Below are 26,391 nucleotides of genomic sequence, written 5' to 3'. Positions count from 1 at the left end.
TCGGGCTTAGTGATCCGGTGGTACCGAATGGAAGGGCCATCGCTCAACGGATAAAAGCTACCCTGGGGATAACAGGCTTATCTCCCCCAAGAGTCCACATCGACGGGGAGGTTTGGCACCTCGATGTCGGCTCATCGCATCCTGGGGCTGAAGTAGGTCCCAAGGGTTGGGCTGTTCGCCCATTAAAGCGGTACGCGAGCTGGGTTCAGAACGTCGTGAGACAGTTCGGTCCCTATCTGTCGCGGGCGCAGGAAATTTGAGAGGAGCTGTCCTTAGTACGAGAGGACCGGGATGGACGTACCGCTGGTGTACCAGTTGTTCCGCCAGGAGCACCGCTGGGTAGCCAAGTACGGACGGGATAAGCGCTGAAAGCATCTAAGCGTGAAGCCCCCCTCAAGATGAGATTTCCCAATTAGTAAGACCCCTTGAAGACGACGAGGTTGATAGGTTCGGGGTGGAAGCACAGCAATGTGTGGAGCTGACGAATACTAATCGGTCGAGGGCTTATCCTAAAACGTTTCCGAAGGAAACGTACTTCGGAAGCATAAACAATTAATTACCCCAGAAAATGAAGTTAAGCATTGCAGCTTATACCGACTACTTTTCGGGGACCCCGGTGTGAAGCCGGAAACCAGCTAATGTTTTGCTCGAATCATATTCAGTTTCTTACGGTGTTTTATGTTTATAGCATAAATAAACACCCACCATGAAGTGGGTTTTTTATTGGGCTTTACCTTTTTTCTTAATGTTCCCTGATAGCTCAGTTGGTAGAGCACTCGACTGTTAATCGAGTTGTCACAGGTTCGAGTCCTGTTCGGGGAGCCATATAGAGAGGTGTCCGAGTGGTCGAAGGAGCACGATTGGAAATCGTGTAGGCTCTAACCGGGTCTCGAGGGTTCGAATCCCTTCCTCTCTGCCATATAACTTTCAATATGATACGGCCCGTTGGTCAAGGGGTTAAGACACCTCCCTTTCACGGAGGTAACAGGGGTTCGAATCCCCTACGGGTCACCAATTTTACCCCAAAAAGTGAAACAGCGCTTCGAGGTTATTCCGATTAATTTTCGGGGAGTCCGTTGTTACATAATATGGAGGCTTAGCTCAGCTGGGAGAGCATCTGCCTTACAAGCAGAGGGTCGGGGGTTCGATCCCCTCAGCCTCCACCATATATGCTTTAACAATGACGCGGGGTGGAGCAGCTCGGTAGCTCGTCGGGCTCATAACCCGAAGGCCGCAGGTTCAAATCCTGCCCCCGCAACCAAAACTTTACCTTCGGTTTGTACCGAGAATTCGATGTGGAGCTGTGGTGTAGAGGCCTAACATGCCTGCCTGTCACGCAGGAGACCGCGGGTTCGAATCCCGTCAGCTCCGCCATTTAATCAAACATCAGGCTCGGTAGCTCAGTCGGTAGAGCAGAGGACTGAAAATCCTCGTGTCGGCGGTTCGATTCCGTCCCGAGCCACCATCTTTGATGGTTGGAATAATTCATATGCCGGTGTAGCTCAGTTGGTAGAGCAACTGACTTGTAATCAGTAGGTCGTGGGTTCGACTCCTATCGCCGGCACCATTTTTTACGGAGGGTTAGCGAAGTGGCCAAACGCGGGAGACTGTAAATCTCTTCCTAACGGTTCGGTGGTTCGAATCCATCACCCTCCACCATTTTTATTATCGAGAGCCATTAGCTCAGTTGGTAGAGCACCTGACTTTTAATCAGGGTGTCGAAGGTTCGAGTCCTTCATGGCTCACTTTACCTTGCTTTTTGCGGTTGTGGTGGAACGGCAGACACGCTATCTTGAGGGGGTAGTGCCCACCGGGCGTATGGGTTCAAGTCCCATCAACCGCACCATACTATTTGAAATTTACGGAGCCTTGCTAAGCAAGACTCCTTTTTTGTTATTTCGATATTCATCGAAGCGATCTGTCCAAACGAAGAGCTGGCTGGCCATTGCAGCAATGCGCTTCTAATCTAAATTGGGCACTGAACGTCATAAAATAAAGGTTGCATATTTGATTAAAACGATATATAATCTTCATTACGCGTTATGAAAAATGCGGTCATGGCGGAATTGGCAGACGCGCTAGATTCAGGTTCTAGTGTCAGCAATGACGTGGAGGTTCGAGTCCTCTTGACCGCACCATTCGCGGAAGTGGCTCAGCGGTAGAGCATCGCCTTGCCAAGGCGAGGGTCGCGGGTTCGATTCCCGTCTTCCGCTCCACGGGATGTAGCTCAGCTTGGTAGAGCACCTGGTTTGGGACCAGGGGGTCGCATGTTCAAATCGTGTCATCCCGACCATTATTTATATCATAAAGATATCGTACATATAGAAGCCTTTTATCTGCGAAGATAAAGGGCTTCTTTTTGCATGCAGGTGGCCTTAAAGAGTAATAAAGAAAGTTCAAAAGGATTTAAGCGAAATTTGTCGAATGATAACCTGTCGTAAGATTGACAAAGAGGGGGACTGCCAAGTGGATACAAGGCAATGGATGTCGGTTTTGCTCTGCGTGGCGACGGCGCTTATGCTGTTTGTTGTGGTGCTCTCCTATCAGCGGCGACATATGCCGGCGGCCCGAACGATGATCTGTTTGATGGTCGCGGCTTCTTTCTATGCAATCGGCTATGCCTTTGAAATTCTGAGCGAGGATTTAATGAGCGTAAAGCTGAGCTATCAGCTTGAATATTTGGGAATTCCGTTCGTCTCCGGGTTCTGGCTGCTGATTGTCTTCCAGTTCACCGGATTTGCGGCCCGATACAGGAGACGGGTGACATTTGCGGTATTTCTCATCCCGATGGCTACATACCTTTTGTATCAGACCAATGACTGGCATCATCTCGTTTACCAGCAATTCTACCCTAACTTAAACGGTACGGTCCCCGTATACAACACGGTCAAAGGCTCGTGGTATTCCGTTCATGCCGTCTATAACTATACGATTCTTTTGTTCGGAATCCTGCTCTTTATCCCCATGTACCTTCGCGCCGTTCCTATCGTCCGCAAGCAGATCGTCATTCTCGTCGTCGGAGCGGCAGGGCCGATACTTTTCAACATTGCCTACATGTTCAACAAAGAGATCGATTTCACTCCTCTCGGCTTCGCATTGTCCGGCCTTGTCTACGCATGGGGGATATACCGTTTCCGGCTGCTCCGGCTGACGCCGCTCGCTTACGCGAAGATGTTCGATACGATTCGGGACGGCGTTATCCTGCTAGATTACGAAAATCAGATCGTAAGCCGCAACGGAGCGGCAACGGAGGTTTACCCCGAGCTTTCCGACATGGGTGAAGCGAGCATTGCGGCGAAGGAGCGGCTCGCGGCGACTCCGGCGCTGCTTGGCAGGCTGGAGGAGACCGATTGCTTGGATGCGCGGTTTCCTCTGGAGCGAGTGATAAACGAGCGGACCCGGCATTATATTTGCAGCTTGACGTACATCTACGATACCGGAGCGGCCCCTATAGGAAAAATGATCATGCTCAGCGACGTGACGGAGCTTAAGGAGAACGAGGATAGACTGCGCGAAAAATCGGAGAGGCTGATACAGCTCAATGCCTTCAAGGATAAGCTGTTCACGGTCATGGCTCACGACATTCGCGATCCGATCGCCCTTCTCGTCAGCCTGACGGAACTTCTCGAGTCCGAGGCTAACGGGCCGGACCTAACGATGAATGAGGTCTTGCCCGAGATTAAGAAGCAGGTGCGAGAAACGTTCGATCTTGTCGACAATCTCTTGGATTGGTATCGCAGCCAGAACGGCCGGATTGCATTCCGTCCTCTCACCTGGAACCTGCAGCAGGTCGCTCGGCAAGCGTTGTCGTTTGCCGGTGCGAGGGCTGCAATGAAGCAGATTCAGATTGAGGAGCGAATCGATGAGCAGCTGGCCGTATCCGCCGATAAGGAAATGCTGGACCTGATCTTCCGCAATCTGCTCGCCAACGCGGTCAAGCACACCGGTATCGGGGGGCGAATCGAAGTCGGCGCGGCTTTGGAGGAGAATAAGGTGACCGTGTACGTGAAAGACAACGGCAGCGGAATCGACGAGGAAACGGTGAAGCTGCTAAGGCGGGATGAGATGTTCTTCAAGGAACCAGGGTTCGCAAGCGGAGAGGACGGCGGAGAGATGCGCTTTGGTCTTGTGTTGACCCGGGAGTTTCTCCGCATGCACGGCGGAAGCCTATGGTTTGAGAGCAGACTCGGGGAGGGAACGACCTTCTCCTTCACGCTGCCTGGTTTCGCGAGCCATGCGGGGAAAGCGGTTAACGCAGACAGAGGAAGAACGGCGGTGGTGATAAATGAAAGTGGTGTTGGTTGACGACGAACCGGTCATGCATCTCATTATGAGAAAAATGCTGGAGAAGTACTCTGAGCTGAGCATTGTCGGCTCCTTCTCGAACGCGAAGGAGGCACTCGAGTTCCTGGACGCGAACGAAGATGTCGACCTGGCGTTCTTGGATATCTCCATGCCTGATGGTACGGGGCTTGCGATCGCATCCCAGTTGGGGGATAAGGGAAGCAAGACGCAGGTCGTTTTCGTTACCTCCCATAAAGACTATGCGCTGGAGGCGTTCGAACTGTCGGTGCTCGATTATTTGGTTAAGCCGGTCACCCAGGAACGGTTGGAGCGAACGGTCAGTCGCGCGCTGTCAGGCCGTAAATCGGTACAGCCTGTGCCCCCGTCGGAGCTGCCCGCTCGAGAAGACGCGAATCGGGTCATCATCTCGGCGCTTGGCGATTTCTCTGTCCAAAACGACAAGGGGCGAGTGAAGTGGATCTCCAGCAAAAGCGCGGAGCTGTTCGCCTATCTGCTTCTGAAACGCGGCAAAAGGATTTCCCGTCATCGGCTGCTGGCGGATATTTTCCCGGGAATGATCAGTTCCAGCGCCGAGAAGTATCTCAATACGACCGTCTATCAGCTTCGCAAGTCGCTGGAGCCTATCGGATTGAGAGAAGCGGTGCGTTCGGAGAACGACGGTTATGCGCTTGAACTAGACGAGGCTGTTATCGATTACGAGGCGTTTGAACAACGGATAGACGAGTTGGGGAAACTTGATGCCCGGAATGTAGAGGAAGCTAGGAAAGCGGAGAGGCTTTACACTGGCGATCTGTTCGGCAGCAAATCCTACGTTTGGGCGATCCATGAGACAGAGCATTTGGCTGCGCGCTATTCGGCTTTTGTGCAAGAGGCGGCTCAGGTACTTCTGGTGATAAAGGATACGGCGGGGGCATCGAAGCTGCTTCAGAAGCTCCGGGACCGCAATCCGCTTGACGAGAAGCCGGTCGCCCTGCTCATGAAGAAATGCGGGATGGAAAGCGATAAGAAAGGACTGACCCTGCATTATACCGATTACGTTAAGGTCCTGGGCAAGGAGCTAGGTATCAAGCCTTCCAAAGAGCTACTGCTGCTGTACGATTCTCTTATTACGGGACTTTCCGAGCATGCAAAATAATTTTTCTGAATAGGGACAAAAACCGAAAAGCCTTGCGGCTGCGCGGTTTTTGTCTTTTTTTGTCCCTTTCTTTCATTATTCTTTTATCCGGGTCTAATAGACTAGAGACGAAGGCTCGATATCTGTCTGCCTGCGGCAGTCCGATCATGGAGCATGGTTAAGGGTTGTGCAGAGGAAGGAGATTATAACGTGGGGAAAAGGAAATTCGGATTAAAAATAAAAACCGCGTTCGCGGTGATGCTTATAGCCAGCCTAATTGCTGGCCTGATCCCGCCTGGGCTTGGGTCCGCGTCGGCGGCAGGGGTGTTACCGGCCGCATCGGCAGCCGCGACCGCGACGGATATTTCCGGCCATTGGGCGGAGAAAGAGCTGGCTGAATGGCAGAGCTTGGGGCTGATTAACGGCTTTCCAGACGGCACGCTTCGACCGGATCAGGTCATTACCCGGATCGAGTTTGTCACCCTGGTAAACCGGTTGCTCGCGCATAAAGGAACGGGGAATACGGCATTCTCGGATGTGCCCGGCAGCGCCTGGTACGCTTCTGAGGTACAGGCGGCCGTTCAAGCCGGCTATATTAACGGCTTTCCGGACGGAACATTCCGGCCCGTCCGACCGCTCTCGCGGGTGGAAGCGGCCGTGATGCTCGCTAAGATTGTCCCGGTTGTCGAGCGGGAGGGGGCTAATTCGCTTGATGCTTACAAGGATCAAGGCAATATACCCGGCTACGGCCGAGCCTCGTTAGAAGCGTTAATCGAGCACGGCTATATTCAAGGCTTTTCCGACCGGACGATTCGGCCTGCGCAGCAGATGACCCGGGCTGAAGCCGTCACCATGCTGAATCGGATTCGTCAGCAGTCCAGTGTCGGCGTATCGGGAGGTATTGTTCCGGCCGCGCTTACTTTGACGAAGGCAGGAACGTATGGACCGGAATCGGGTGCTTTTACCGTTGCCGGAGATCTCGTCGTCAACGTGCCGGGAATAACGCTTCGCAACCTTGCGGTCAAGGGAAACCTGACCATTGGCGAAGGGGTCGGGGAAGGTGAAGCCTTCCTGGATCATGTGAAGGTAAGCGGAAGCACGTTTATTCGAGGCGGCGGAGTGAACAGCGTGCATCTGGACAACTCCGAGCTTGGAACCGTCGTGATCGAGAAAAAGGACGGCAAGATTCGCGTGGTTGTCTCGGGAACGACGGTCGTCAGGCAGATGGACGTTAAGTCGGATGCTTCCGTCGAATCAAGCGGCGGAATCGAAGGCATTACCATTACGGCGACGGGAGAAGTATTGCTTAGCGGTGAGTTCGCCAAAGTCGAATTAGCGGGCAAAGTCAGCGTCATCGTATCCTCGGGGACCGTCGAGAGCTTAATTGTAAGCAAGGAAGGCAGCTCCTCGGCGATTACGTTAAACGACGGCGTGCAGGTCGAGAATATGGAGCTTCACGGCACGGCCAGCGTAAAGGGCAAAGGCGAGATCGCAAAGGCGCTTGTCGACGCGCCTGACGTCAGGTTCGAGACGGCACCGAAGGTAATCGAGAAAACAGAGCATGCGGGAGGCTCCAGCGGCGGAGGTGTACCAAGCGGCGGAGGAGAAACCCCCTCGACGATAAGCGTGACCGCCGAAGCAACGGATGCAACCGCCAGCGGTTTCCGCCTGCTCCTGAATCCAGCCGTGCCGGGGTTGACAGCTTCGGACATCGGGCTGACGGATTCATCCGGCGCTAAGGTGGCCATCGCTTCGGCCGCCACCTTGACGGGAGGCAGCACGTTTCGGATCGTCGCGAGCCTGAAGGAAGGCGAGACTTACACGGTGCGTTTGACGCTTAAGGGGTACAGCTTTGGCGCTGACATGAAATTTACCGTTCCGGATTCGACTCCGGAAGAGACTTTGGTAACGGCATCCGTCAATGGAATCAGCGCATCCGGCTTTACCGTCTCGCTGAGCAGGGCCGTGCCGGGAATGACCGCGCACAACTTCTCGCTGGCGAAGAGCGGCACGGGCGGGTCCGTGGGCGTTACGGAAGCGGCAACAAAGGACGAGGGGCTGTCGTATGCCGTGTCGGCTTCCCTGGAAGAGGGGGCGACTTACTCGCTTGCCATTAGCCAATCGGGCTACAGCTTTGGCGATCCGGCAACCGTGTTTGTACCCGTAACCAATTCGGAGACAATCCCGGTGGAGACCAGCGTGGGAGGAATCGAAAAATCCGGCTTTACGGTATCGTTCGAATCGCCGGTTGCGGATTTGACTGTAGGCGACTTCTCGCTGACGAAGGATGGCGGCGAGGCCGTCGCTATCTCGGGCGCTGTTACCCGTGACGAAGGTCACACGTATGCTGTCTCCGCGGAGCTTGAAGCGGGATATGTCTATACGCTTGTAATCGAGAAGCAGGGCTACAGCTTTGGCGCCGCGCAAACCTTCTCGCTGCCAAGCGATGAGGATGTAGTCGTGACGGCGACGGCAAGCCATGCGTCGGTGAGCGGGTTCCTTCTGACGATGGACAAGACGGTATCCGACCTGGATGCGCTGAATTTCAACCTGGTCGACCAAGACGATCAGTCGATTAGCATCGACATGCTTAGCGCCGTTGTCATCGGCAGGCAATACGAGGTGTGGGCAAGTCTTACAAAGAACAAGGTTTACAAGCTGTCCTTGAACAAGGAAGGGTATACGTTCAGCCAGCCTGCAGAGGTTAAGGTCGAGCCGGTCAAAATTCCTGCGACGGTCGGCATGTTGACGCACGGAGGATTCAAGCTCACGTTCTCGAGCCCGGTGTACGGGCTGACGGCGGACCAGTTCTCGTTGACGGATCCAAGCGGAGCCGCTGTGCCCGTCGAGAGCTTCCAACTGGCCGCCAATGCAAAGTCCGCCGTTGTTACGGCCGATCTGTCAACAGCGGGCATCTATGCCTATCGGTTTGAGACGGACGAGGCAAAATATGATGAAGGCACGATTGATGTGCCGAAAGCGATTGCAATCGGAAAGTACACGACTTTCAAAGGCTATTCTGGTGGCTATACGGGACTTGTCGTGCATTTCGAGCAGCCTGTACCCGATTTAACGGCTGATGCGTTTACGGTGACGAGCCTGGCGGGGACGAAGATCACCCTCGATTCCATTGCAACGGGGGACGAAGGAAGCACGTACGAGCTTGCCACGGCGGGACTTAACTCGGGAGGGCCGTTTAAGCTTGCCATTGCCGCCGACGGGTACGAATTCGGAGAGCCGGCGACGCTCATTAACCCAACTCTTAACGTGTGGGGCGCCGGACATATGCCGACCCAGTTCATGGCCGGCCTGAACCCGAATGTACCCGGTTTGACTACAGCCAACTTCTCGGCCCAAGACTCGGCGGGCAACGATGTCCCGATTCTCGACGCGAAGTACGACACTTATTATCGGATGTATATCGTTTCCTTCGGCGGCTCCGGCGGCAACGATTATACGGTGTCGGTCCATGCGGACGGCTACGATTTCGGCGCGCCGAAGAAGATACATGTCTACAGCCAAAGCGACGTCTCAAACGTAACAACTTCCGGTTTTACGCTGGCGCTTGTGCCTTCCGTGCTGATTAATACGACTTACGGATTCCATCTGACGAAGACATCCGGCGAATCGGTAACGATTCAGTCGGTAAAGACGGAAGACCAAGGAGGAACGTATCAGATCAAGGCGAATCTGTCGCCGGGCGATTACTTCCTCCGCGTCGATGCCGATCTGGACTCGAACGACTTCTATGTCAGCGTTCCGGCGGTCGCTACGCTATCCGTCGTTCAGATATCGAACGGCGGCCTTACGGCGAAGCTGAGCTATCCGGTCAATTATCTGGACGCGAACAGCTTCAGCCTGACCAATACCGACACGGGCGAAGCGGTAAGCATCGCGTCGGCGATAACGGACGACCAAGGTGGTTCGTATCGGTTGATCGCGAATCTGTCGGCGGGGCATTACAACCTGAAGCTGAACGGTCACCTGCCGGAAGAAGGCGTTGACCTCCAAGTGGGCGATCTGATCCATGCAGGAGCTGCAACGGTCTCTAACGTGTCGACGGCGGGCTTCGACCTGGCTTTCGAGAACGGCATTGCCGGTCTGCTTCCTGCAAACCTCGATCTCCGGGACGAACAAAACAACAAGATCGGCGGCATGAAGCTGACAACCAACGATAACGGGCTTACTTATCGCGTCAGCGCAGCTCTCTCCGCCAATACGAATTACACGCTCTCGTTGCAGAAGGATTACGTCGTCTTTGATTCGTCGATCGCTTTCCGCGTCAAGCCGGTCATCAAGGGGACCGTAACGGACGTGACGAACAACGGGCGACTCATTCTTCGTTTCAGTCCAGCGTTCCCGGAAATCGAGAACTACCTTGGCTTGTCCATTACGGATCCGGACGGGCAAGTGATCATGCCCAACTACTTCGAGTCATCGGATAGCGGGGCCAGCTATGAGATCGGAGTGCCCAATAACGGTCTCAGACCGGGCTTGACTTATACGATCCGGCTTAACCACGACAGCTATGCCATGGAGCCGGTCAGCTTTACGCTGCCGGGACTGCTGTCCGTAACTGAAGCGACCTCATGGGGCTTGAAGATCAGCTTCGAGACGCCGACAGCCGGGCTCACGAAGGCGAATTTCATCGTCAAGAGCAGTTCTGGCGAGACCTATACGATGTCATCCGTCGCGACGAATGACGGCGGTTCGACCTACACGATCGCCGGCAAGCTTACGGAAGGCAAAATGTATACCCTTCAATACAAGCCAAACGATCTGAAAATGAGCGTCGATCCGGTGCCGTTCGCCGTAACGAAGACGGTGACCGCAACGCTGAGCGCCATTTCGGCGGGAGGCATGAAGGTGACCTTCAGCTCCAAGGTTCCGGAGCTGCAACTGCTGCAGCTAGGTATCGCCAAGGGCGGGGTCGAATACCCGACGGATTATTACTCGCTGAAGACGACGGATGGCGGACTCAGCTATCAAGTTGCTTTTAAAGGATTATATCCGGGCAACGATTACACGCTGAATCTAGCGAGAGAGGAATACAGGCTGGCCTCTCCAATCTCGTTTACGATTCCTTCGGACAGGACGCTTAAATTGCATAGCACGACGGAGACGCAAATTATCATCGATGCCAGCGTTACCGGATTAACGGCGGATCAATTCGCGCTGTACGACAGCAAAGGGCAGAAGGTTGCCGTTACGGTCTCGCAGAATGACAGCTCAACCGCCTTCTATGTTTTGACGGGCACATTTGATATCAACCAGACGTATACGCTCAAAGTGACTCATCCCGACTATACGTTCGCTCCGCTTACCGTAGGTTTCAAGATCGAAGTGTCAGCCTTCGTATTCGGCTCCCAGAACGGGTTCAAGCTGCTTCTGTGGCCAGGCGTCGAAGGACTTGAGCCGTCTGACTTCACGGTGACGGATGACCGGGGAGGCACGGTGGCGGTTACTTCCGTGCAGACGGCGGATTCCGGCTGGACTTATTATGCAAAGGCGCCGCTCGCAAGCGGCAAAAACTATCGGGTCGCGATTGCGGACAAAGGGCCGTATACGTTCAAATTCGCGTCCAACCAGTCCATTTCGCTGAGTACGAATGGGGTATCGGTCGACCAGCTGACTCTGAAGGGCTTCCGTATGATTTTCAACAAGCCGGTTTACTTGTACGCTGGCGACATGAGATTAGTGGACGAGAACGGACAAGAGGTCAACATTCGTTCCTTCTACTCTTCGGACGGAGGACTTTCCTTCTACCTGGATGCGGCGCTGGAAGCGGACAAGAATTACATGCTGCGGTTCGATAAGATCGGTTACGACTTCGGCGGTAATATTTCGTTGTCTGTCAGAAGCGTCAAGACGACGTTTGAGGGGATGGAGAGCGGCAATAATAACGCATTCACCCTAAGCTTCGATCAGGCTGTCCCCGATCTGAAGCCAAGCGACTTTACGATAAAGAGGAATGGACAGAAGGCCCCTCTCCCTGTACTCAACGCAACAACCGGGGACGGGGGCTACACCTACCGAATCGAGTCCAGCTTCTGGGGCTCCGAGACAGTTACGGTGCTTCCGTCCAAGAACGGGTATGATTTCGGCGGGGCCGTTCAGATTCTGGTTCCGACCATCGTGAGGCCTATCGTGCTGAGGACGGGGGCGAACTATGTGGACATTGGCTTTAATCCGTCCGTCCTCGGCCTTCAGACCAAAGATTTTATCGTCAGAGACGGCGACGGACAGACGCTTGCGCTCACTTCCGCGGCATCTTACGACGGGGGGCAATCCTATCGGTTAGCGGGACCGTTCATCGGCGGCGGTACGTACACAATAGCTCTAAGCCACGCGGGTTACGACTTCGGTCGGGAAAAGCTTACCGCCAAACTAGCGAGAGCCGTAACGATCGAGATGGCGGAGATCGGCGAATCGGGGATGACGATCCTGTTAAACCCCGGAATCGAGGGCCTGTCTGCAACCAGCTTCTCGCTTCGGGACAATTCTCATCAGTCGGTCTCTATTCAAGGGATCGAGGAATTAAACGACGGTAAGGCCTACCGAATCCGTGCCAAACTTACTCCCGGCTTGACGTATTCGGTCACGGCGTCGGCGGCAGGCTTTGAATTTGGCTCATCCGCGTCCGCGAAAGTGCCGATTCCCGTCACTTTCTCTTATGATCGAGTCTCGACCGATGGCCTTACGGTAAACTTCGGCAATATGGCGATTCCTTTACCCGAAAGCAGCTTTAAGCTGATTGACGAGAAGGGGCGGAGCGTTCCGGTCGACTCGGCTGCGTCGATTAACGGCGGTTCCGGCTATGTCTTGAAGGCGGCATTGCCTTACGGCCATACCTATAGCCTCAGCATTGCCGCCGTAGGCTACGACTTCGGTGCCGGGCTAGCCTTCTATGTGAAGGAGCCGGCAAGCGTCTCCGCACGGAACGCCATGCAGACGGGCTTCACGTTGAGCTTTGATCATGCGGTAAACCATTTGACGGCAGCCAATCTTTCGCTTAAGAACGTTACCCATGGCAACCCGGTCGTTATCCAATCCCTGACGACTTCCGATAATGGGCTGACGTACAAGGCAATTGCCGGGCTGACCGTCGGGGAGACATACACCCTTGCGATTTCATCGTCAACCGTCGACTTCGGTTCGGCGCTTGAGATCAAACCGCAGACCATGATTGCAGTTGCTCTCTCGGGTATCGGGACTACCGGTTTCGACGTGACCTTCAGCGAGCCGGTCCCGAATCTTCAGAATATGGAGACATTGCTTGTCTCTGGCGACGGCACGGTTAATCCGGTGAGATGGATTGCCCAGTTAAATTCCAATAATACCCGTTACCAGGCGCAAGTCGAACTCGCCTACGGCGTCGAATACACGCTTACGATTGAAGGAAAGGACCGCGCGTTTGAGGTTCCGGTCAAGTTCGTAATGCCGATCGATGCGACCAGCAAGGTGACGGGCGTCTCCGACAGCGGAATCTCGATCGAGACAAGCCGGAAAGAGATCGAGCTTACGCCGACGGATGTCGAACTGTTGACTTCGGACGGCGATTCGGTTCGCGTAAGCGCGGTTATTCCGGGAAAAGAGGCCGGAACGTTCACGATTAAGGCGGCGCTGGCGCAGGGCAAGACGTATTCGCTGCGCATTAACAAGTACGCTTACCATTTCGGAGCGGCGACAAATGTCTATATTCCTTATCAGGTCAGCGCCAAAGTCGTCTCCATTCATGAAGGCGGATTGACGATTAGCTTGTCGAAGCCGGTTGCCGGCCTTGATGTAAAGCTGATCTCTTCCGCAAACGGGAGCGATTATGCGGGTAAGGTTACCGCTATAGACGACGGTCTTACGTATGTCATCGAAGCGGCCTTGTCCTATAATAAGAGCTTTTCGCTAAAGCTCAGCAAGCCGGGCTACGAGTTTGGAGCAGATCTGGCCGTTAACAATGCGAGCTCTCCTCCGCAAGTGACAACGGCGGTAACAAGCGCCGACGGCAAGAGCATTACGCTTACCTTCGACAAGCAGTTGTCCTGGACGGAATGGCGATCGGTGTTCTCGGTCAAGATTAATTCGCAATGGCAGAGCTCCGTCTTGTCCGTCCTTGGCACCGATAAGAAGCAAATCGTATTGACTTGGGACGGCAAGGTTATTGATGAGAATTCGACCGTAACGGTAGCTTCCAGCAGCGTGAATCGGGTGTACGCGGTCAATCTGACCTATATGGCGCCTTTCGAAGAGATCGGCGTGACGAATGTCGCGACGCTGATGGGCATGATCCAGAGTTACGCGTACAGGGAAGATCTCGAATACCCGGCATCGTATCCGGCGAAAGTGCTTCACGAGCAATATGGCTTGACTCCGTCCGAGGCGGCTCGCAAGCTTCTGGAAGGCGGGTTCAAAAGCGTAGGTCTCTACAGGGCGGTCATCAAAGAATATCAACTGGACGGCCCTCAGGTTGCCGCGCTGCTCTATTCGATGAATGCCGGCACATCGACGGTTTACGATGTTTACCGCACCATTTATCCTTACGGATTTGACGGCGCTACGGCCGTCGCCGAATGGAGAGGAGCGGGATATTCGGCTCTCGAGTACGGGCCGGTTCTGCAACAGATGGGCTTCTCAAGCCGGAATGCGGTACTCGCCCTTAAGAAAGCCGGAACAAGCGCGAATGACGCCGCGCAGATTCTCCGGTCCATCTTCAACGAGACAAGCGGCGGCTCAGCCGCGCTAATGAAGACCGTCAACTATAAACCGAGCGAGATTGCCGCCGGCGTAAAGACTGCGTACGGACTCGATGTCCCGTATACGGTTCAAGCCATGGCGGACGGCGGGCTGGCTGTAGGCGATATCGCCGCGGTCGCGCAGTCGCTGTATGGCCAGGATGCGGTGAGCAATGCCAATCTGCTTTCTCGAGCCGGGTTCAATGCCTCGGCGATTGGTTCCGCTCTGGCGGAATTGTACAGCTACGGGAACGATAGAGAAGCTTTGGACGTCTTCCTCGGAGCCGGCTTCAGCGTAACCGATTCTTATGCGATCTTGCGTAACGAATACCCTCGCGAAGCGATTGCTTCGGGGCTTCTGGACAGAGGGTACCCTGCCAAGCAAGTCGGAGGAGCCGTTCGTTCGGCCGCGGACGGGGCAGGGGTGATGATTAGCGTTATGAAAATGAAAGGGAGCTCGGATGCGGAGATTGCCCAGCTCGTCAAGGACATCTGGTTATCCTCGGGAACATCTTTAAGCAATATCCTTACGGAATTCGCAGGAAACGGATATACCTACGAGCAGCGCGCCGCTTTGCTGCGGGAGCAGTTCGACGCGGATGTCGCAACGGCGGTAAGCGCGATAGATTCAAGCTTGAACTACAGCACGAGAAGCAGCATTTACAAGTACATGCTGGCAGGAGGATACGATCCTTCGGAGTTGATGTTCTACTTTATGAAGAACGGAGTCAACGATTTCGAAGTATACCGGCAGTTCAGGCAAGCAGGCGTGTCGACCGTCGATGCCTTGCAAAGCGTATACAATGCCAAGCTACGGAGCGGTGCGGCCTTTGGGTTGAAAGACGCAATGGAGGTTGTACTAAGCGATTATAGCCGGCCTGCTTCGGCATCCGAGGCCATCTCGGCTCTGAGGACGGTATTCGCTAAAGATGACAGCGTTAAGCTGGACGCCGTTACCCTTGCTGCTGTATCAGCAAATTATTGGACTAAAATCGATATCGCTAAGGCGATTAAAGACCAATTAGGCATGACGCTTAAAGATTTTGTCAATCTGGAAGGGTCAAACGGATTCTCGAAATTCGGCTGCCCTTGTTCCGCGGTAACGGCGGTCCGGGATTCGTTCTACTTATTCCCGGGGCTTACGATTCAAGATATTACCACCGCACTAAGCATGTCCAGCGCGTACAGCCTTCGGGACGTGGTAGACGCGAACTTCGAACTTAATTACTCGCAGTACGGACGCGACAAGAACGCGGCCAGCCCGTATGTCTTGTCGGCCCTGAAGAATTCGGGTTATGCCTTCGAGGACATAGCGGCTGAATTCGATCGCTTAGGACTGAACAATTGGATTGTGGCATTCAACAAGAACGGAATCGCAGCCGGTGACGTTGCCGCTTATTTGAAGAGCAAAGCCGTTACAGCCGCTGATGCTATTGTCCGGCTCGCTCCTTATCCTCTGAAGGATCGCGCGCTCGTCCTTCGCGAGGTATACGGGCTCGGCTCGGCCGATGCGATAGCAACGCTGCTTGCCAAGGCGAACGAGGATGATGAAGATATCGGGCGGGCAGTCGCATGGGCTTACGGAGGCAATGCGATTCAATTATGGATTCAGACCCTTCGTGTGCAAGGAGGGACGGCGACTTCCGTCATGAATACGATTTTAGCCCGATATCCGAGCTATCGCGATGCCGGTACCATCGGACCGATCCTTATCGGTGCCGGATTCTCGCCTGATGAGGTTATGGAGGGCATGATCACGATAGCGTATCGTTATTACGGGGTCATTCAGCTCAAAGATACGATTCGCGTGCTTCAATCGCTGTATTCCCAGCAGCAGGTGTCGATTGCCCAGCTTCTGAAGTCGGCTTCGCTGACGACGCCGGAGAGCGGGATCGAGTTCCTGTCGTATGCCGGTTACAAGATGTCGGATATCGCGGGAAGCTTGAAAAATTACTACGGTTTGACCGCAGGAGAGGCGTCGACGCTTCTCGTTAAGAAGTATCCAAACGACAAGAAAGAGATCATAGCTCTTCTGGCTAATCTCTATGGGCAGAACCTTTCCGCAACGATGGCGGAAATGCTGGAAGCAGCCGGAATTACGACCGGGGAGAGTGCACTCGACTACTTGCGCTACGAAGGCTTTGGTATCCAGGAGCTTGCCGCCTTGTTCAAAGACCGGTTCGACTGGACGGTCGGCCAGACGGCATGGGCCTTCAGCCAAAGGAACATGGGAGGCACCAAAAACGTTCTCGTCACGGCGGTTGCGGCCGTTTACGAGCTTCCGGTGGAGAAGGTCATCTACGAGCTTCTTCTATCGTCGGGGACGAATACCTACGCCGGAGCGATCTCCTTCATCTACCAGGCTCCATTCAGTCTGGCAACCAGTGTCAAGGTTGCCAAGGACGGCTATGGGGTGTCGTCCGGAGAAGCGTTAAATGCTCTGCTAAGCACATCCTATTATTCGCAATCGGATGTTGTCGCTGCCGTCGCTGACGGATACGGCACGCCGCAAAGGACGAGCATCGTTGATTCGCTGAAGTCCAAAGGATTCGACACCCTGGCAAGCGCGGTTACGTTCTTGGGCCAAATGGGCTTCGGGTTGAACGACGCCGTTCGCGTAGGCAAAGATTATTACGGGCTGACTGCAGGAGACACGGCTGCTGCCTTGAGCGGCTTCTATAATTCGGATGATATTCAAATAGCGGTGGCTTCCGTATACGGGCAAACGATGACGCAGACGATGCTCGACACGCTGACCGCCATGGGCAAACCGAATTACTCCGACGGCATCCTTGAGATGCTGAAGCTTCAATATGCTTTGCCTGACATCGTGCTGGCGGGCAGAGACTATTATTCTCTGAGCGCGGGAGACGCGACCTATGCACTGCTTGAGTCGAAGAAGTTCACGACGGCTAACGTCCTGGCTGCCGTAGCCGAGTATTATGGCAAGCCGATTACCGAGAGCACGGAAACCCTGCTGCGAAAGAGCGGAATTACCGGCATTGGGGACGCAGCACTGCTTCTTCGATCCATGGGGTACTCGCTGCAGGATGTAGCGGAAATCTCCATGACGTATTACGGCAATTCTTCGCAGGCAACGATCGATGCTCTTACCGCGCTTGGCTCCGAGAACAAAGAAATTATCGAATGGACGGTGCGGAACGTATACGGACAAGCATCCGGAGGGGCTTCTAACTCACTGACACCGGCTGAAGCGCTGGAGGAAGCTGGCATTACCGAATGGAACGCGGCAATCGACTATCTGTGGAACGCAAGGTATTCCGTATTGGAGATCGCCCGATTCTTGAAGGAGTTTCACGGCAAGTCGGCTGCCGAGGCGGCCGGAATGCTGCTTGCGAACCCGTTGCTTGACCGTACGGCCGTCTTGTATAGCATGAATGGCGTATACGGCGCCGCTTATGACGGAACGATGATCGATGCGTTCAAGAAGGCAGGGGTGTTCGATTCGGCGGACACGGCAGCGCAGATGCTTGGCAATAGCGGTTACCGGATGTCTTATATCGCCGAGACGATGAAGATGAGCTACGGCAAGACGTATGCGGAGACGCAGGAAATTCTAGCCGGTCTGGGCTTGTATTCGGCATCGGCCATCGAGAAGACGATCGCGCAGGTGTACGGCTCGGTCAGCGCGTCCTCCGGCACGCTTAAGCAGCTGCTCGACCTCTACCGAATTACGGCCAAAGAGAGCGCCGTTACGTTCCTGAAGGAGCAAGGGGTTAAGGTTCTGGACATCGTTCAATACTTGAAGGATGTTTACGATCTGGATGCCGACGAAGCAATGGAGCTGCTCGTTCCGTACTATCCGGGATCCGATCTCGGACTGGCTGTCATCCAGGTCTATTACAGCGACAACAGTATTTATTACGTCACGCAAGTTATTTCGGGCGATGGGGCTACGCCGAGCACGGTCGTCAATGCGATGAAAGGCAAATTCACGAATGTTCAGCTCGCCCTTGCTTTGAAAGTGATGTTCAGGTTGGACGCGTTAGGGATCACCGACGCGATGACAAGCGGGGGAATTGCGGCCGAAGCGGTTCGTTCCGCCGTAACCAACGTGTTTGGGGCAGATCCGTTGTTCGCTTACCTGAAGCGGATGAAGGACAACGGCAAGACTGCATACGACATTGCGGTTGAACTGAATCAACGAGGCCTTCTTGAGGCGAATCCAGCGGGCTACCTGGTCGATTTACTCCAGCAGCTTGGCTATGACAATGGAACCATTCTGCAGGTGAGGTACCTCTATTACAACACGGGGCTCCTCAATGAAGGCACCGAATCGGAGCAGGGGACCCAGTTGGCTCAGCTAGGCGTAACCTCGCCAAAGGATATCGTCTTGGTTCTGAACAAATGGAACATGCTGGCGTACAAAGTATTTAACATCGTGAAAACGGCAAATCCAAATGCGACGACGGAAGAGATCGCGTTGGCAATGAAGGATTATGGCTACTGGTCCGTTCCAAATATCATGGGCGGAATAAGCGCTATTGGCGAAAAGCCGTCCTTGCTTGCTTCCAAATTCAAGAGAATGGGCTTAACCGCACGGGAAGCTATGAATTATGCGAATGATCTTCCTTATGAGGATATGGTTCGCAACCTGGTTGCGAACGGTTACCAGATAACCGATTACTTCCAGTACTTGTCGATATCGGGTAGCAGCAAGGCGGGGGCTGTCATCGAAGTCCTTCGGGAAGGAGGCTACAGCGCCAGCGATCTGGCGAAGCTGATGTCCCGTTACAAGAATATGGACTACTACTGGATTGCCCAATACTTGTACGACGGAGGATTCACATCCATCAGCGAAGTGGGCAAAGCTCTTATGGCTGCGAATTGTTATCCGAGGTGGCTCATTTATTACATGGATCAAGTCGCCGACTGGACGATTGAGGGAATCGCCAAGGAGCTGCATGATTCGGGAGTGCTCTCCCTTGTTGAATTGGTGGATCCTATCCAGTATGCTAACGGCAATCGATGGGACAACACGTACTCGATTCTTCGGGAGAATTCGAAGCAGGAAAGAACGGCCTACTACGATGCCCTGGACTCGGTGAGCCGCAAGTTTCTGAACGATAACGACATCGCGCTGATCGTTATGGCGAGCACATTGCGATATGCGAATGTCAGCCTGACGAACGTCGCCGAGCAGCTTCTGTACACCGAGCACGAAAGAGATCTTCTGACGGCCATCAAAGTTATGGTATATGCGGGCTTTAATCTCGGCGATGTTCTCGAGACGATGTGGGACGTGTACCGGGATGTTATCGGCTTTACCATCCTCAAGGTCATGGTTGCGAAGACGGCCTCAAGCTTTATTCCGGACTTCAAGCAATACTACGATATGGCGACTCGGCTGTATAGAATTGTCAATTTAACGGTTAAAATCGTCGACGTTAATACCTAAGCCTGACTCCAAGAAGGAACTGTCCCCGGTCTGCCTGGCCGCTGGGGGCAGTTTCTTCTATTATGAGACATAATTCCCAGACGTCTCTCCTCCCCGTCAGGCAGGATAAACTCATCAAGCAGCGAATATTGTGTTGTTCCATACTTGTTGAGAGGTGATGGAGGTGCAAGGCAAACGCTTGTTTAAGTCACCAGTAACGGCTCATAAGAAGCCCGGAATTCTGTCCATGCTGCGTAATCGGTTGTTGTTCTCCTCTCTTCGCAAACGCATTATGGTGTTACTGACCATTGGCTTTGTAGGCTGCGCCATTCTGATGGCATCTGTCTCCTACAATGCAATCTATACGATGCAGCACGATAAAATCAAAACCTCTATGGCATTTGATCTGTACCAGCAAACGACAAAGCAGAACCAAATGTACAATAATCTGCTCCAGGTTACTCAACAGATGACACCTGAAGGCACGGTAGGCCATCTGATGGAGACGTACGTCTCCACCGCAGACATTTATAGTCAGCGTCTTCTCTCCCGCGATATCTCCTATAACATTGGTTTAATTACGTTCTCGAACCCGGCTATGCAGCTGGTGATGTACTATAACGACGCAAGCGGACAAGCCGCTTTAACGAATTTGCCGGTGCGCGCGGACTTTAAGCTTGAATCCTTGCCGGATGTGGCCGGTATGGGGGAGCTGAGATACCAGTCCCCGCATAAATCCTTATGCCGGTTCAGCGATGATCTGGTCGTCTCGGTAACCCGGGAAGTTACCTTTTCGGACGGAACCAAGCTTGTCGTCTATGTGGAAGCAAAGACCGATATTCCGACGGATATGAGCTCGGTAACGGAAAGTTTAAAAATGCCATACACGCTTGTATTTACTGATCCCGCAGGCTATGTAACCTATAGCAGCAATGCAACCGCATTTGAAGCGGGCCAGCATCTTGGGCTTAAGGGGCAATCCGGCACAACGGATGATTATGTGTGGAATCGAATGACGGGTGATTACGGCTATGACATTACGCTGCTTCTTCCCGTCTCCTATTACAACCATGAGCTTTATACGTGGAAAAATCATATGTATTGGATCCTCGCGATCGCTCTCCTGATGATGTTTATGCTTACGCTTGTATTGCGGCGGCTCATTAACCGGCCGTTCCGGTTGATCGAGAAGGAGATGAGGACGTTCGGCAAAGGATACATGGGTACCACGCAGTATCATACGGGGATCGACGAATTCGACCGGATTTTCGACCAGTTCAACATTATGAAGCGCCAGATTCAGCAGCTCATCATGGATGTGGAGCAGAAGGAAAAGCGCCGGCATCAGCTGGAGATCGAAAAGCTCGCTTACCAGATCAACCCGCATTTTTTGATGAATACGCTTAATTCGGTGCGCTGGCTGGCGGTTATGCATAAGCAGGAGGAAATCGAGAAATTTATCTCCTCGTTGATTATTTTATTGAACTATAATCTGGGCAAATCCGAGGAAAAAGCGACCTTCCGATCAGAAATTCAGGTCATGAGAACCTATCTCGAGCTGCAGCAGATGCGGCATGATTTTGAAGTGAAGCTGAATGTTGCCGAAGGGACTTACCTGGATAGCCCCGTCGCAAGATTTATCCTGCAGCCTATCGTGGAAAATGCCGTCTGTCACGGCCTCGATGACAACGGTATGCTCGAAATCAGCGTTTCGCCGGATGAGGCGACGCAAATGGTGCGCATTATGATCCGCGACGATGGCAAGGGGCTTAGCCAGGAAACGCTGGGCCTGCTGCAGCGCGACACGCCTGATCAACAGCAGACGGGCTGGGGAATCGGACTGCGTTACGTCCGCTCCATGCTGGAATCCTTTTATGGCTACAAGGCCCGCATGGGTATAGAAAGCATGCCAAATCAGGGCACGACGGTTACGTTAACCCTTCCTTTTCTCGAACAACGAAAGGAGAGAGCCATGTGATTCGTGTATTAATCGTTGACGATGACAAGCTTGCGCGCAAAGGCTTTATTTCCATTATGCCTTGGTCCAATCACGACATGGTTGTCGTTGGAGAAGCGGCGAACGGCGCGAAGGCGCTTGAGTTCATGGAGCAGCATGAGGTGGATCTTATGTTCGTCGACCTGTCCATGCCCGTCATGTCGGGAATGGAGCTGCTTCAGGTGACGCGCCAGAGATTCCCGGGACTTCGTTCCGTTATTCTGTCGTTCCATGAAGAATTCGAGAATGTGCAGACGGCTTACCGCATGGGCGTGCTTGATTATATATCCAAGGTGCGTCTGGAATCGGAGGACGACGAGCAGATTTTGAAAAGAATTCAGCAGCAGATGACCGGCGTGATGGCGCAAGAAGCGTCTGGTCAGCCCTCGGCGGCCTTGAAGCCCGCGTCTTCTCCTGCCTCAGAACAAAACGTCCTTACACAGGAGGAGGAAGGCTGGGGCGGGCTGGAGCAGGAGTGGCGCGCCAACTACTGGCTCTTTAATGAATCGGTCTTCCAGCGGTTATGCAAGCAGACTGCCGGGGCCAAGGTGTCCTTCCGTCGTCTGGAAGGATTGTTTATGCGCGTGCTGTCCCAGCTTGAGACTGAGCTGCAGCTGGATGCGGAGCTTCGTTCTGATGCGGATGACGTAATGTCGGCGGTTGAGTGGATGCGGGATTACAGGAAGCGCGTATATGCGCAAGTGGCGGCAACCACCGATTTTACCAATACGACAACAAGTATTCTGAAGGCGGTGCTATTTATTCGCGAGCAGGCTTCGGGTACGCTGCATGCCGAGGACGTCGCCGATCACGTACACATGAGCCGAAGCTATTTCTGCCAATGCTTCAAGAGGCTGACAGGATCAACGTTTAACGATTATTTGAAGCAAGAGCGGATCAGGTCCGCTGAACGCCTGCTGTGCGAGACGAATCAGTCCATCGCATGGGTTGCCCATGCCGTGGGCTATAACGACTCCAAATATTTCTCCCAGCTTTTTTATGAGCAGACCCGTCTCCTGCCTTCCGAGTTCCGCGCGCAATTCACAGGGGGGAAGATTGATTACAATTAATCGAACAAATATCTACCCCCGTTTCTTGATTGATCACAAAACAGGGCACATCCGTCTGACTTTTTTTAAGCGCTTTCATTGTACAATGGGTAGGCAAGGAACGAACGAAGAGTTCTAGGAGGGGTTAGATGAAAAGGAATATGGCACTGATGCTTTCTGCTGCATTACTAGGTGTAAGCTTGACAGCATGTTCTTCTTCCAATGATTCATCAAACAACAATGTGAAAGCGTCTTCAAGCCCTGAGGCAAGTTCTAACGCAAGCAGCTCCGAGAGTCCCGCCTTGTCTGGGGATGACCTCGCCTTCTCCAAATTCCCTAAGCCTGTTGATGTTCACATCGGTATGGCGGTGGACCCGACGGACAAAACGCTGCCGGAAGGCGACAGCGTAAGCAACAACCAATATACGCGTTATCTGAAGGAAAAGTACAACATTAACGTCATTGTGGATTGGACTGCCGCTACAGGCAACGACTTCAGGCAAAAGGTCAGCCTGACGATCGCATCGGGTAAGCTGCCTGACGGTATGGTGGTCGACGACCGTTCCTTTATGACGAAAGCAGCCAGCTCGGGGCTGCTGTACGATATTGGCGATCTTTTCAATCAGTATTCCTCCCAGCAGGTGAAGGACATTATGGCCAGTACCGAAGGACGCGCTTTGGAAAACGCCAGCTACAAAGGCAAAATGGTGTCGCTCCCGAACATTACGGTGGACACCGACGGCGTACACGTCATGTGGATCCGCAAGGACTGGCTGGATAAGCTGAGTCTGCCAGTACCGAAGACGGTAGCTGATCTCGAAAAAACGGCTAAAGCGTTTATGGATAACAAAATGGGCGGGGATAAAACGATTGGTATTGCCGGCCCATCCAAAAATACATTCCCGTACTCCACCTTCCTCGTGTCCTCTAACAATATGGCTGGTTTTGACCCGATCTTCGGCGCGATGGATGCTTATCCGGGCTACTGGCTCGATAATGGGGACGGAACGGTATCGTACGGAACAACCTCGGAGAATACGAAGAAAACATTGGCCCTGCTGGCCGACTGGTACAAAAAAGGACTTATCGATCCTGAGGTGGGCACCCGCGATAACGTAGGGGATCCGATCAATGCCAACCAAACGGGTATTTTCTTCGGACCATGGTGGAATGGCGGCTATGGCAACGGAGACTCCTTCAAGAATGATCCAACAGCGAACTGGCAGGCTTACCCGGTCTTCACCGATGACGGCAAGTGGAATTCGCATATGAAGACAACGGGCAGCAGCTACACCTTGATAAGCAAAAATGCCAAGCCGGACGTTGTTAAAGCTATTCTGATTATGAACAACGCCCTTGTGCGCGATGAAGCGACCTTCGACCTGTCGGTTGCCGTAGGCTGGTATCCGCTCCGCAACGTTATGGCCGCGGCCAACGAGACGGAATACGAGTACACCGAGCTGCTGAAAGTACTGAAAGGCGAGACGAATCCGGAGGATTACAACAAGCCGAACAGCTTGTACAAACTGATGTACGCGGATGCGAAAAAAGTGAAAGATGTCGTGAAGCCTCCGTTTGACGATCTGGGCGTAAGCAACTTCAGTACGGCAAACTTCGGCGACTTCCAACGCTTGTACTCCCTCTTGATCGGGGACCGTCCATTCGCAACAACTCCAATCGACAAGAAAGTCTACAGCGTAACGTACAACCAGACGCCAACGATGGAGACCAAATGGGCTAACCTGAAGAAGATGGAAGACGAGACCGTTCTGAAAATCATCCTTGGCCAGCAGCCTATCGACTCCTTCGACAAGTTCGTGAAGGATTGGAAGGCGCAAGGCGGAGATGAAATCACGGCGGAAGTTGCAGAGCTCTTGAAGAAATAATGATGGGTAAAGCTTGCGGAAGGCACATGCGTTTCGGTGCTTTTCGCAAGCTTTATATCCTGCTAGAGGGACAGGAGGTTTGCCGTTATGAGGAAATTAGGCCATCAGAAGCATTATTATTTGATGCTGCTGCCGGGTATGGTCTGGCTTGTAATGTTCAGTATTGTGCCTATGTTCGGGATTCTGATGGCATTTCAGAATTATAATCCGGGAATGGGTTTGTTCAAATCCGAATGGGTCGGGCTTGAAAACTTTAAGTACATGTTCCAGCTGAATGACAGCAAGACGGTTATTACGAATACCTTTATTATCGCTATCGGCAAAATCGTGATGAATTTGATTGTTCCCCTTGTCTTTGCCATCTTGCTCAACGAGCTTCGCAATTTGCGCTTCAAGAAGCTGGTGCAGACCGTCGTTTATTTGCCGCACTTTCTGTCGTGGGTTATCATGTCCACGATTGTCATTGGAATCTTCGGCTATTATGGCGTTGTAAATACAATTATCGGTTATTTCGGCGTGGATCCGAAGTTGTTTATGGCGGATTCGAGTATATTCCGGCAGCTGATTATCGGTACGGATGTGTGGAAGGAGTTCGGCTATAACGCCATCATTTATCTGGCGGCACTGACAGGCGTCAATCCCAATCTGTACGAAGCGGCCGCTATTGACGGAGCCAACCGCTGGCAGCTGATCCGCAATGTTACGCTGCCTGCATTAACGACAACGGTAGTCCTGCTTGGGGTACTCAGTCTCGGCAACGTGCTGAACGCCGGCTTCGATCAGGTATATAACCTGTATAACCCGCTTGTGTATTCGACGGGAGATATTCTGGATACATGGGTATACCGGCTAGGCTTGCAAAATCTTCAGTTCTCGCTGGCGACGGCGGCTGGTTTATTCAAGTCGGTCATTAGCTTTGTACTGATCTATATATCCTATCGTCTGGCATATCGTTATGCCGACTACACGATATTCTAAGAGGAGGGCGCTGCCGTGGTTAGAAATACAACGTTAGGTTCGCGGGCGTTTGATATTGCCAACATCGTCCTTCTCGGTCTGCTGCTCGTTAGCTGCGTATACCCGCTGTGGTACACCTTCTGCGTATCCATCTCCGACAAGGCCGCCGCTAACGCGGGTCTGGTAACGATTTATCCAATCGGCTTCTCCTTGACGCCGTATAAGGAAATTATCAACGACAGCATGTTCTTTAACGCATTCTGGATTTCCATCCAGCGTACCGTGCTTGGCACGGCGTTCTCCTTGCTGGTGACCGTATTAATGGCTTACCCGCTGGCAAGACCGAAGAAGGATTTCAAGACGCGCAATATGTTCATGTGGATTCTCGTCTTCTGCATGTTGTTTAACGGCGGATTAATCCCTTGGTATCTGACCATTCAGAACTATCACCTGATCGATACAATCTGGGCGTTGGTATTAGGCGCAGGGGTACCGGTATTCGACGTCATCCTCATCATGAACTTCTTCCGCAATCTGCCGAAGGAGCTGAATGAGGCGGCTGTCGTTGACGGTGCCGGTCCATGGTCGGTCCTGTTCCGGGTTTATATCCCATGCTCGATCCCGGTGCTTGCTGCCGTAGCGCTCTTTATCAGCGTATACCACTGGAATGAATTCTTTAACGGATTGGTGCTGAGCAATACGCAATCCAGCTATCCGCTTCAGACCTATATTCAGCAGCTTGTCGTCAACATTCCGGTAGGCACGAACTTGACGCCGGAACAGTACAAGAAGCTGTCCGAGCTGTCTAACCGGACGCTTAACTCAGCCAAGGTATTTATCGCCATGGTGCCGATGCTGGTCGTTTATCCATTCCTGCAGAAATACTTCGTATCCGGTATTATGCTGGGCGCCGTGAAGGAGTAAAGCGAAATAAACCAAGAACCACATCCCGATGGGGAT

General features: G+C 53.1%; 8 protein-coding genes, 14 tRNA genes and 1 rRNA gene. All 23 read left to right on the top strand.

Translation table 11 applies throughout. The features are described 5' to 3' along the window. A 23S ribosomal RNA gene (locus WFK81_RS24440) occupies positions 1-512 on the top strand; the annotation flags it as partial. 237 nt (positions 513-749) lie between these two features. Next, a tRNA-Asn gene (locus WFK81_RS24435) sits at positions 750-825 on the top strand. Between the two features lie 3 nt (positions 826-828). Beyond that, positions 829-919 (top strand) — tRNA-Ser (locus tag WFK81_RS24430). A 20-nt stretch (positions 920-939) separates the two neighbouring features. Then, a tRNA-Glu gene (locus WFK81_RS24425) sits at positions 940-1,014 on the top strand. 76 nt (positions 1,015-1,090) lie between these two features. Next, positions 1,091-1,166: transfer RNA gene (locus WFK81_RS24420), tRNA-Val, on the top strand. 18 nt (positions 1,167-1,184) lie between these two features. Beyond that, positions 1,185-1,261, top strand: a tRNA-Met gene (locus WFK81_RS24415). A 36-nt stretch (positions 1,262-1,297) separates the two neighbouring features. Further along, positions 1,298-1,374: transfer RNA gene (locus WFK81_RS24410), tRNA-Asp, on the top strand. A 15-nt stretch (positions 1,375-1,389) separates the two neighbouring features. After that, positions 1,390-1,465, top strand: a tRNA-Phe gene (locus WFK81_RS24405). 26 nt (positions 1,466-1,491) lie between these two features. After that, a tRNA-Thr gene (locus WFK81_RS24400) sits at positions 1,492-1,567 on the top strand. 8 nt (positions 1,568-1,575) lie between these two features. Next, positions 1,576-1,659: transfer RNA gene (locus WFK81_RS24395), tRNA-Tyr, on the top strand. 13 nt (positions 1,660-1,672) lie between these two features. Continuing rightward, positions 1,673-1,745, top strand: a tRNA-Lys gene (locus WFK81_RS24390). Between the two features lie 16 nt (positions 1,746-1,761). After that, a tRNA-Leu gene (locus tag WFK81_RS24385) sits at positions 1,762-1,846 on the top strand. Positions 1,847-2,051: 205 nt separating this feature from the next. Further along, a tRNA-Leu gene (locus WFK81_RS24380) sits at positions 2,052-2,138 on the top strand. 3 nt (positions 2,139-2,141) lie between these two features. Then, a tRNA-Gly gene (locus WFK81_RS24375) sits at positions 2,142-2,216 on the top strand. Further along, positions 2,217-2,293, top strand: a tRNA-Pro gene (locus WFK81_RS24370). A 173-nt stretch (positions 2,294-2,466) separates the two neighbouring features. Continuing rightward, the gene (locus WFK81_RS24365; protein ID WP_336789230.1) at positions 2,467-4,305 is read left to right on the top strand and encodes a sensor histidine kinase; all 1,839 of its coding nucleotides are present in this window, start codon (positions 2,467-2,469) and stop codon (positions 4,303-4,305) included. After that, complete coding sequence (locus tag WFK81_RS24360) at positions 4,286-5,440, top strand: response regulator (protein WP_336789229.1); 1,155 nt, start codon at positions 4,286-4,288, stop codon at positions 5,438-5,440. Before WFK81_RS24365 ends, WFK81_RS24360 begins: the two co-directional genes overlap by 20 nt. 189 nt (positions 5,441-5,629) lie before the next feature. After that, the gene (locus tag WFK81_RS24355) at positions 5,630-19,564 is read left to right on the top strand and encodes an S-layer homology domain-containing protein (RefSeq protein WP_336789227.1); all 13,935 of its coding nucleotides are present in this window, start codon (positions 5,630-5,632) and stop codon (positions 19,562-19,564) included. A 157-nt stretch (positions 19,565-19,721) separates the two neighbouring features. Next, positions 19,722-21,521, top strand: a complete 1,800-nt coding sequence (locus WFK81_RS24350; RefSeq protein ID WP_336789242.1) for a sensor histidine kinase — start codon at positions 19,722-19,724, stop codon at positions 21,519-21,521. Further along, positions 21,518-22,609: a response regulator transcription factor gene (locus tag WFK81_RS24345; protein ID WP_336789225.1), complete on the top strand. Its 1,092-nt coding sequence runs from the start codon at positions 21,518-21,520 to the stop codon at positions 22,607-22,609. The genes WFK81_RS24350 and WFK81_RS24345 overlap by 4 nt, the downstream gene beginning before the upstream one ends. A gap of 128 nt (positions 22,610-22,737) precedes the next feature. Continuing rightward, complete coding sequence (locus WFK81_RS24340) at positions 22,738-24,474, top strand: extracellular solute-binding protein (RefSeq protein ID WP_336789224.1); 1,737 nt, start codon at positions 22,738-22,740, stop codon at positions 24,472-24,474. 87 nt (positions 24,475-24,561) lie between these two features. Beyond that, positions 24,562-25,452 (top strand): ABC transporter permease, encoded by an 891-nt coding sequence (locus WFK81_RS24335; protein WP_336789223.1) that lies wholly within the window; start codon positions 24,562-24,564, stop codon positions 25,450-25,452. 15 nt (positions 25,453-25,467) lie between these two features. Next, positions 25,468-26,355 (top strand): carbohydrate ABC transporter permease, encoded by an 888-nt coding sequence (locus tag WFK81_RS24330; protein WP_336789221.1) that lies wholly within the window; start codon positions 25,468-25,470, stop codon positions 26,353-26,355. Positions 26,356-26,391 lie beyond the last annotated feature (36 nt).

This window comes from Paenibacillus sp. MMO-177 (assembly GCF_037147795.1).
Taxonomy (GTDB): Bacteria; Bacillota; Bacilli; order Paenibacillales; family Paenibacillaceae; genus Pristimantibacillus.
The sequence above is the reverse complement of the archived record's forward strand: the minus strand, read 5'-3'. Positions and strand labels throughout refer to the sequence as shown.

Excerpts from the sequence above, each read along its gene's own strand:
- WFK81_RS24360 (WP_336789229.1), top strand. The coding sequence starts at position 4,286 with ATGAAAGTGGTGTTGGTTGACGACGAACCGGTCATGCATCTCATTATG.
- WFK81_RS24350 (WP_336789242.1), top strand. The coding sequence starts at position 19,722 with ATGGAGGTGCAAGGCAAACGCTTGTTTAAGTCACCAGTAACGGCTCAT.
- WFK81_RS24340 (WP_336789224.1), top strand. The coding sequence starts at position 22,738 with ATGAAAAGGAATATGGCACTGATGCTTTCTGCTGCATTACTAGGTGTA.
- WFK81_RS24335 (WP_336789223.1), top strand. The coding sequence starts at position 24,562 with ATGAGGAAATTAGGCCATCAGAAGCATTATTATTTGATGCTGCTGCCG.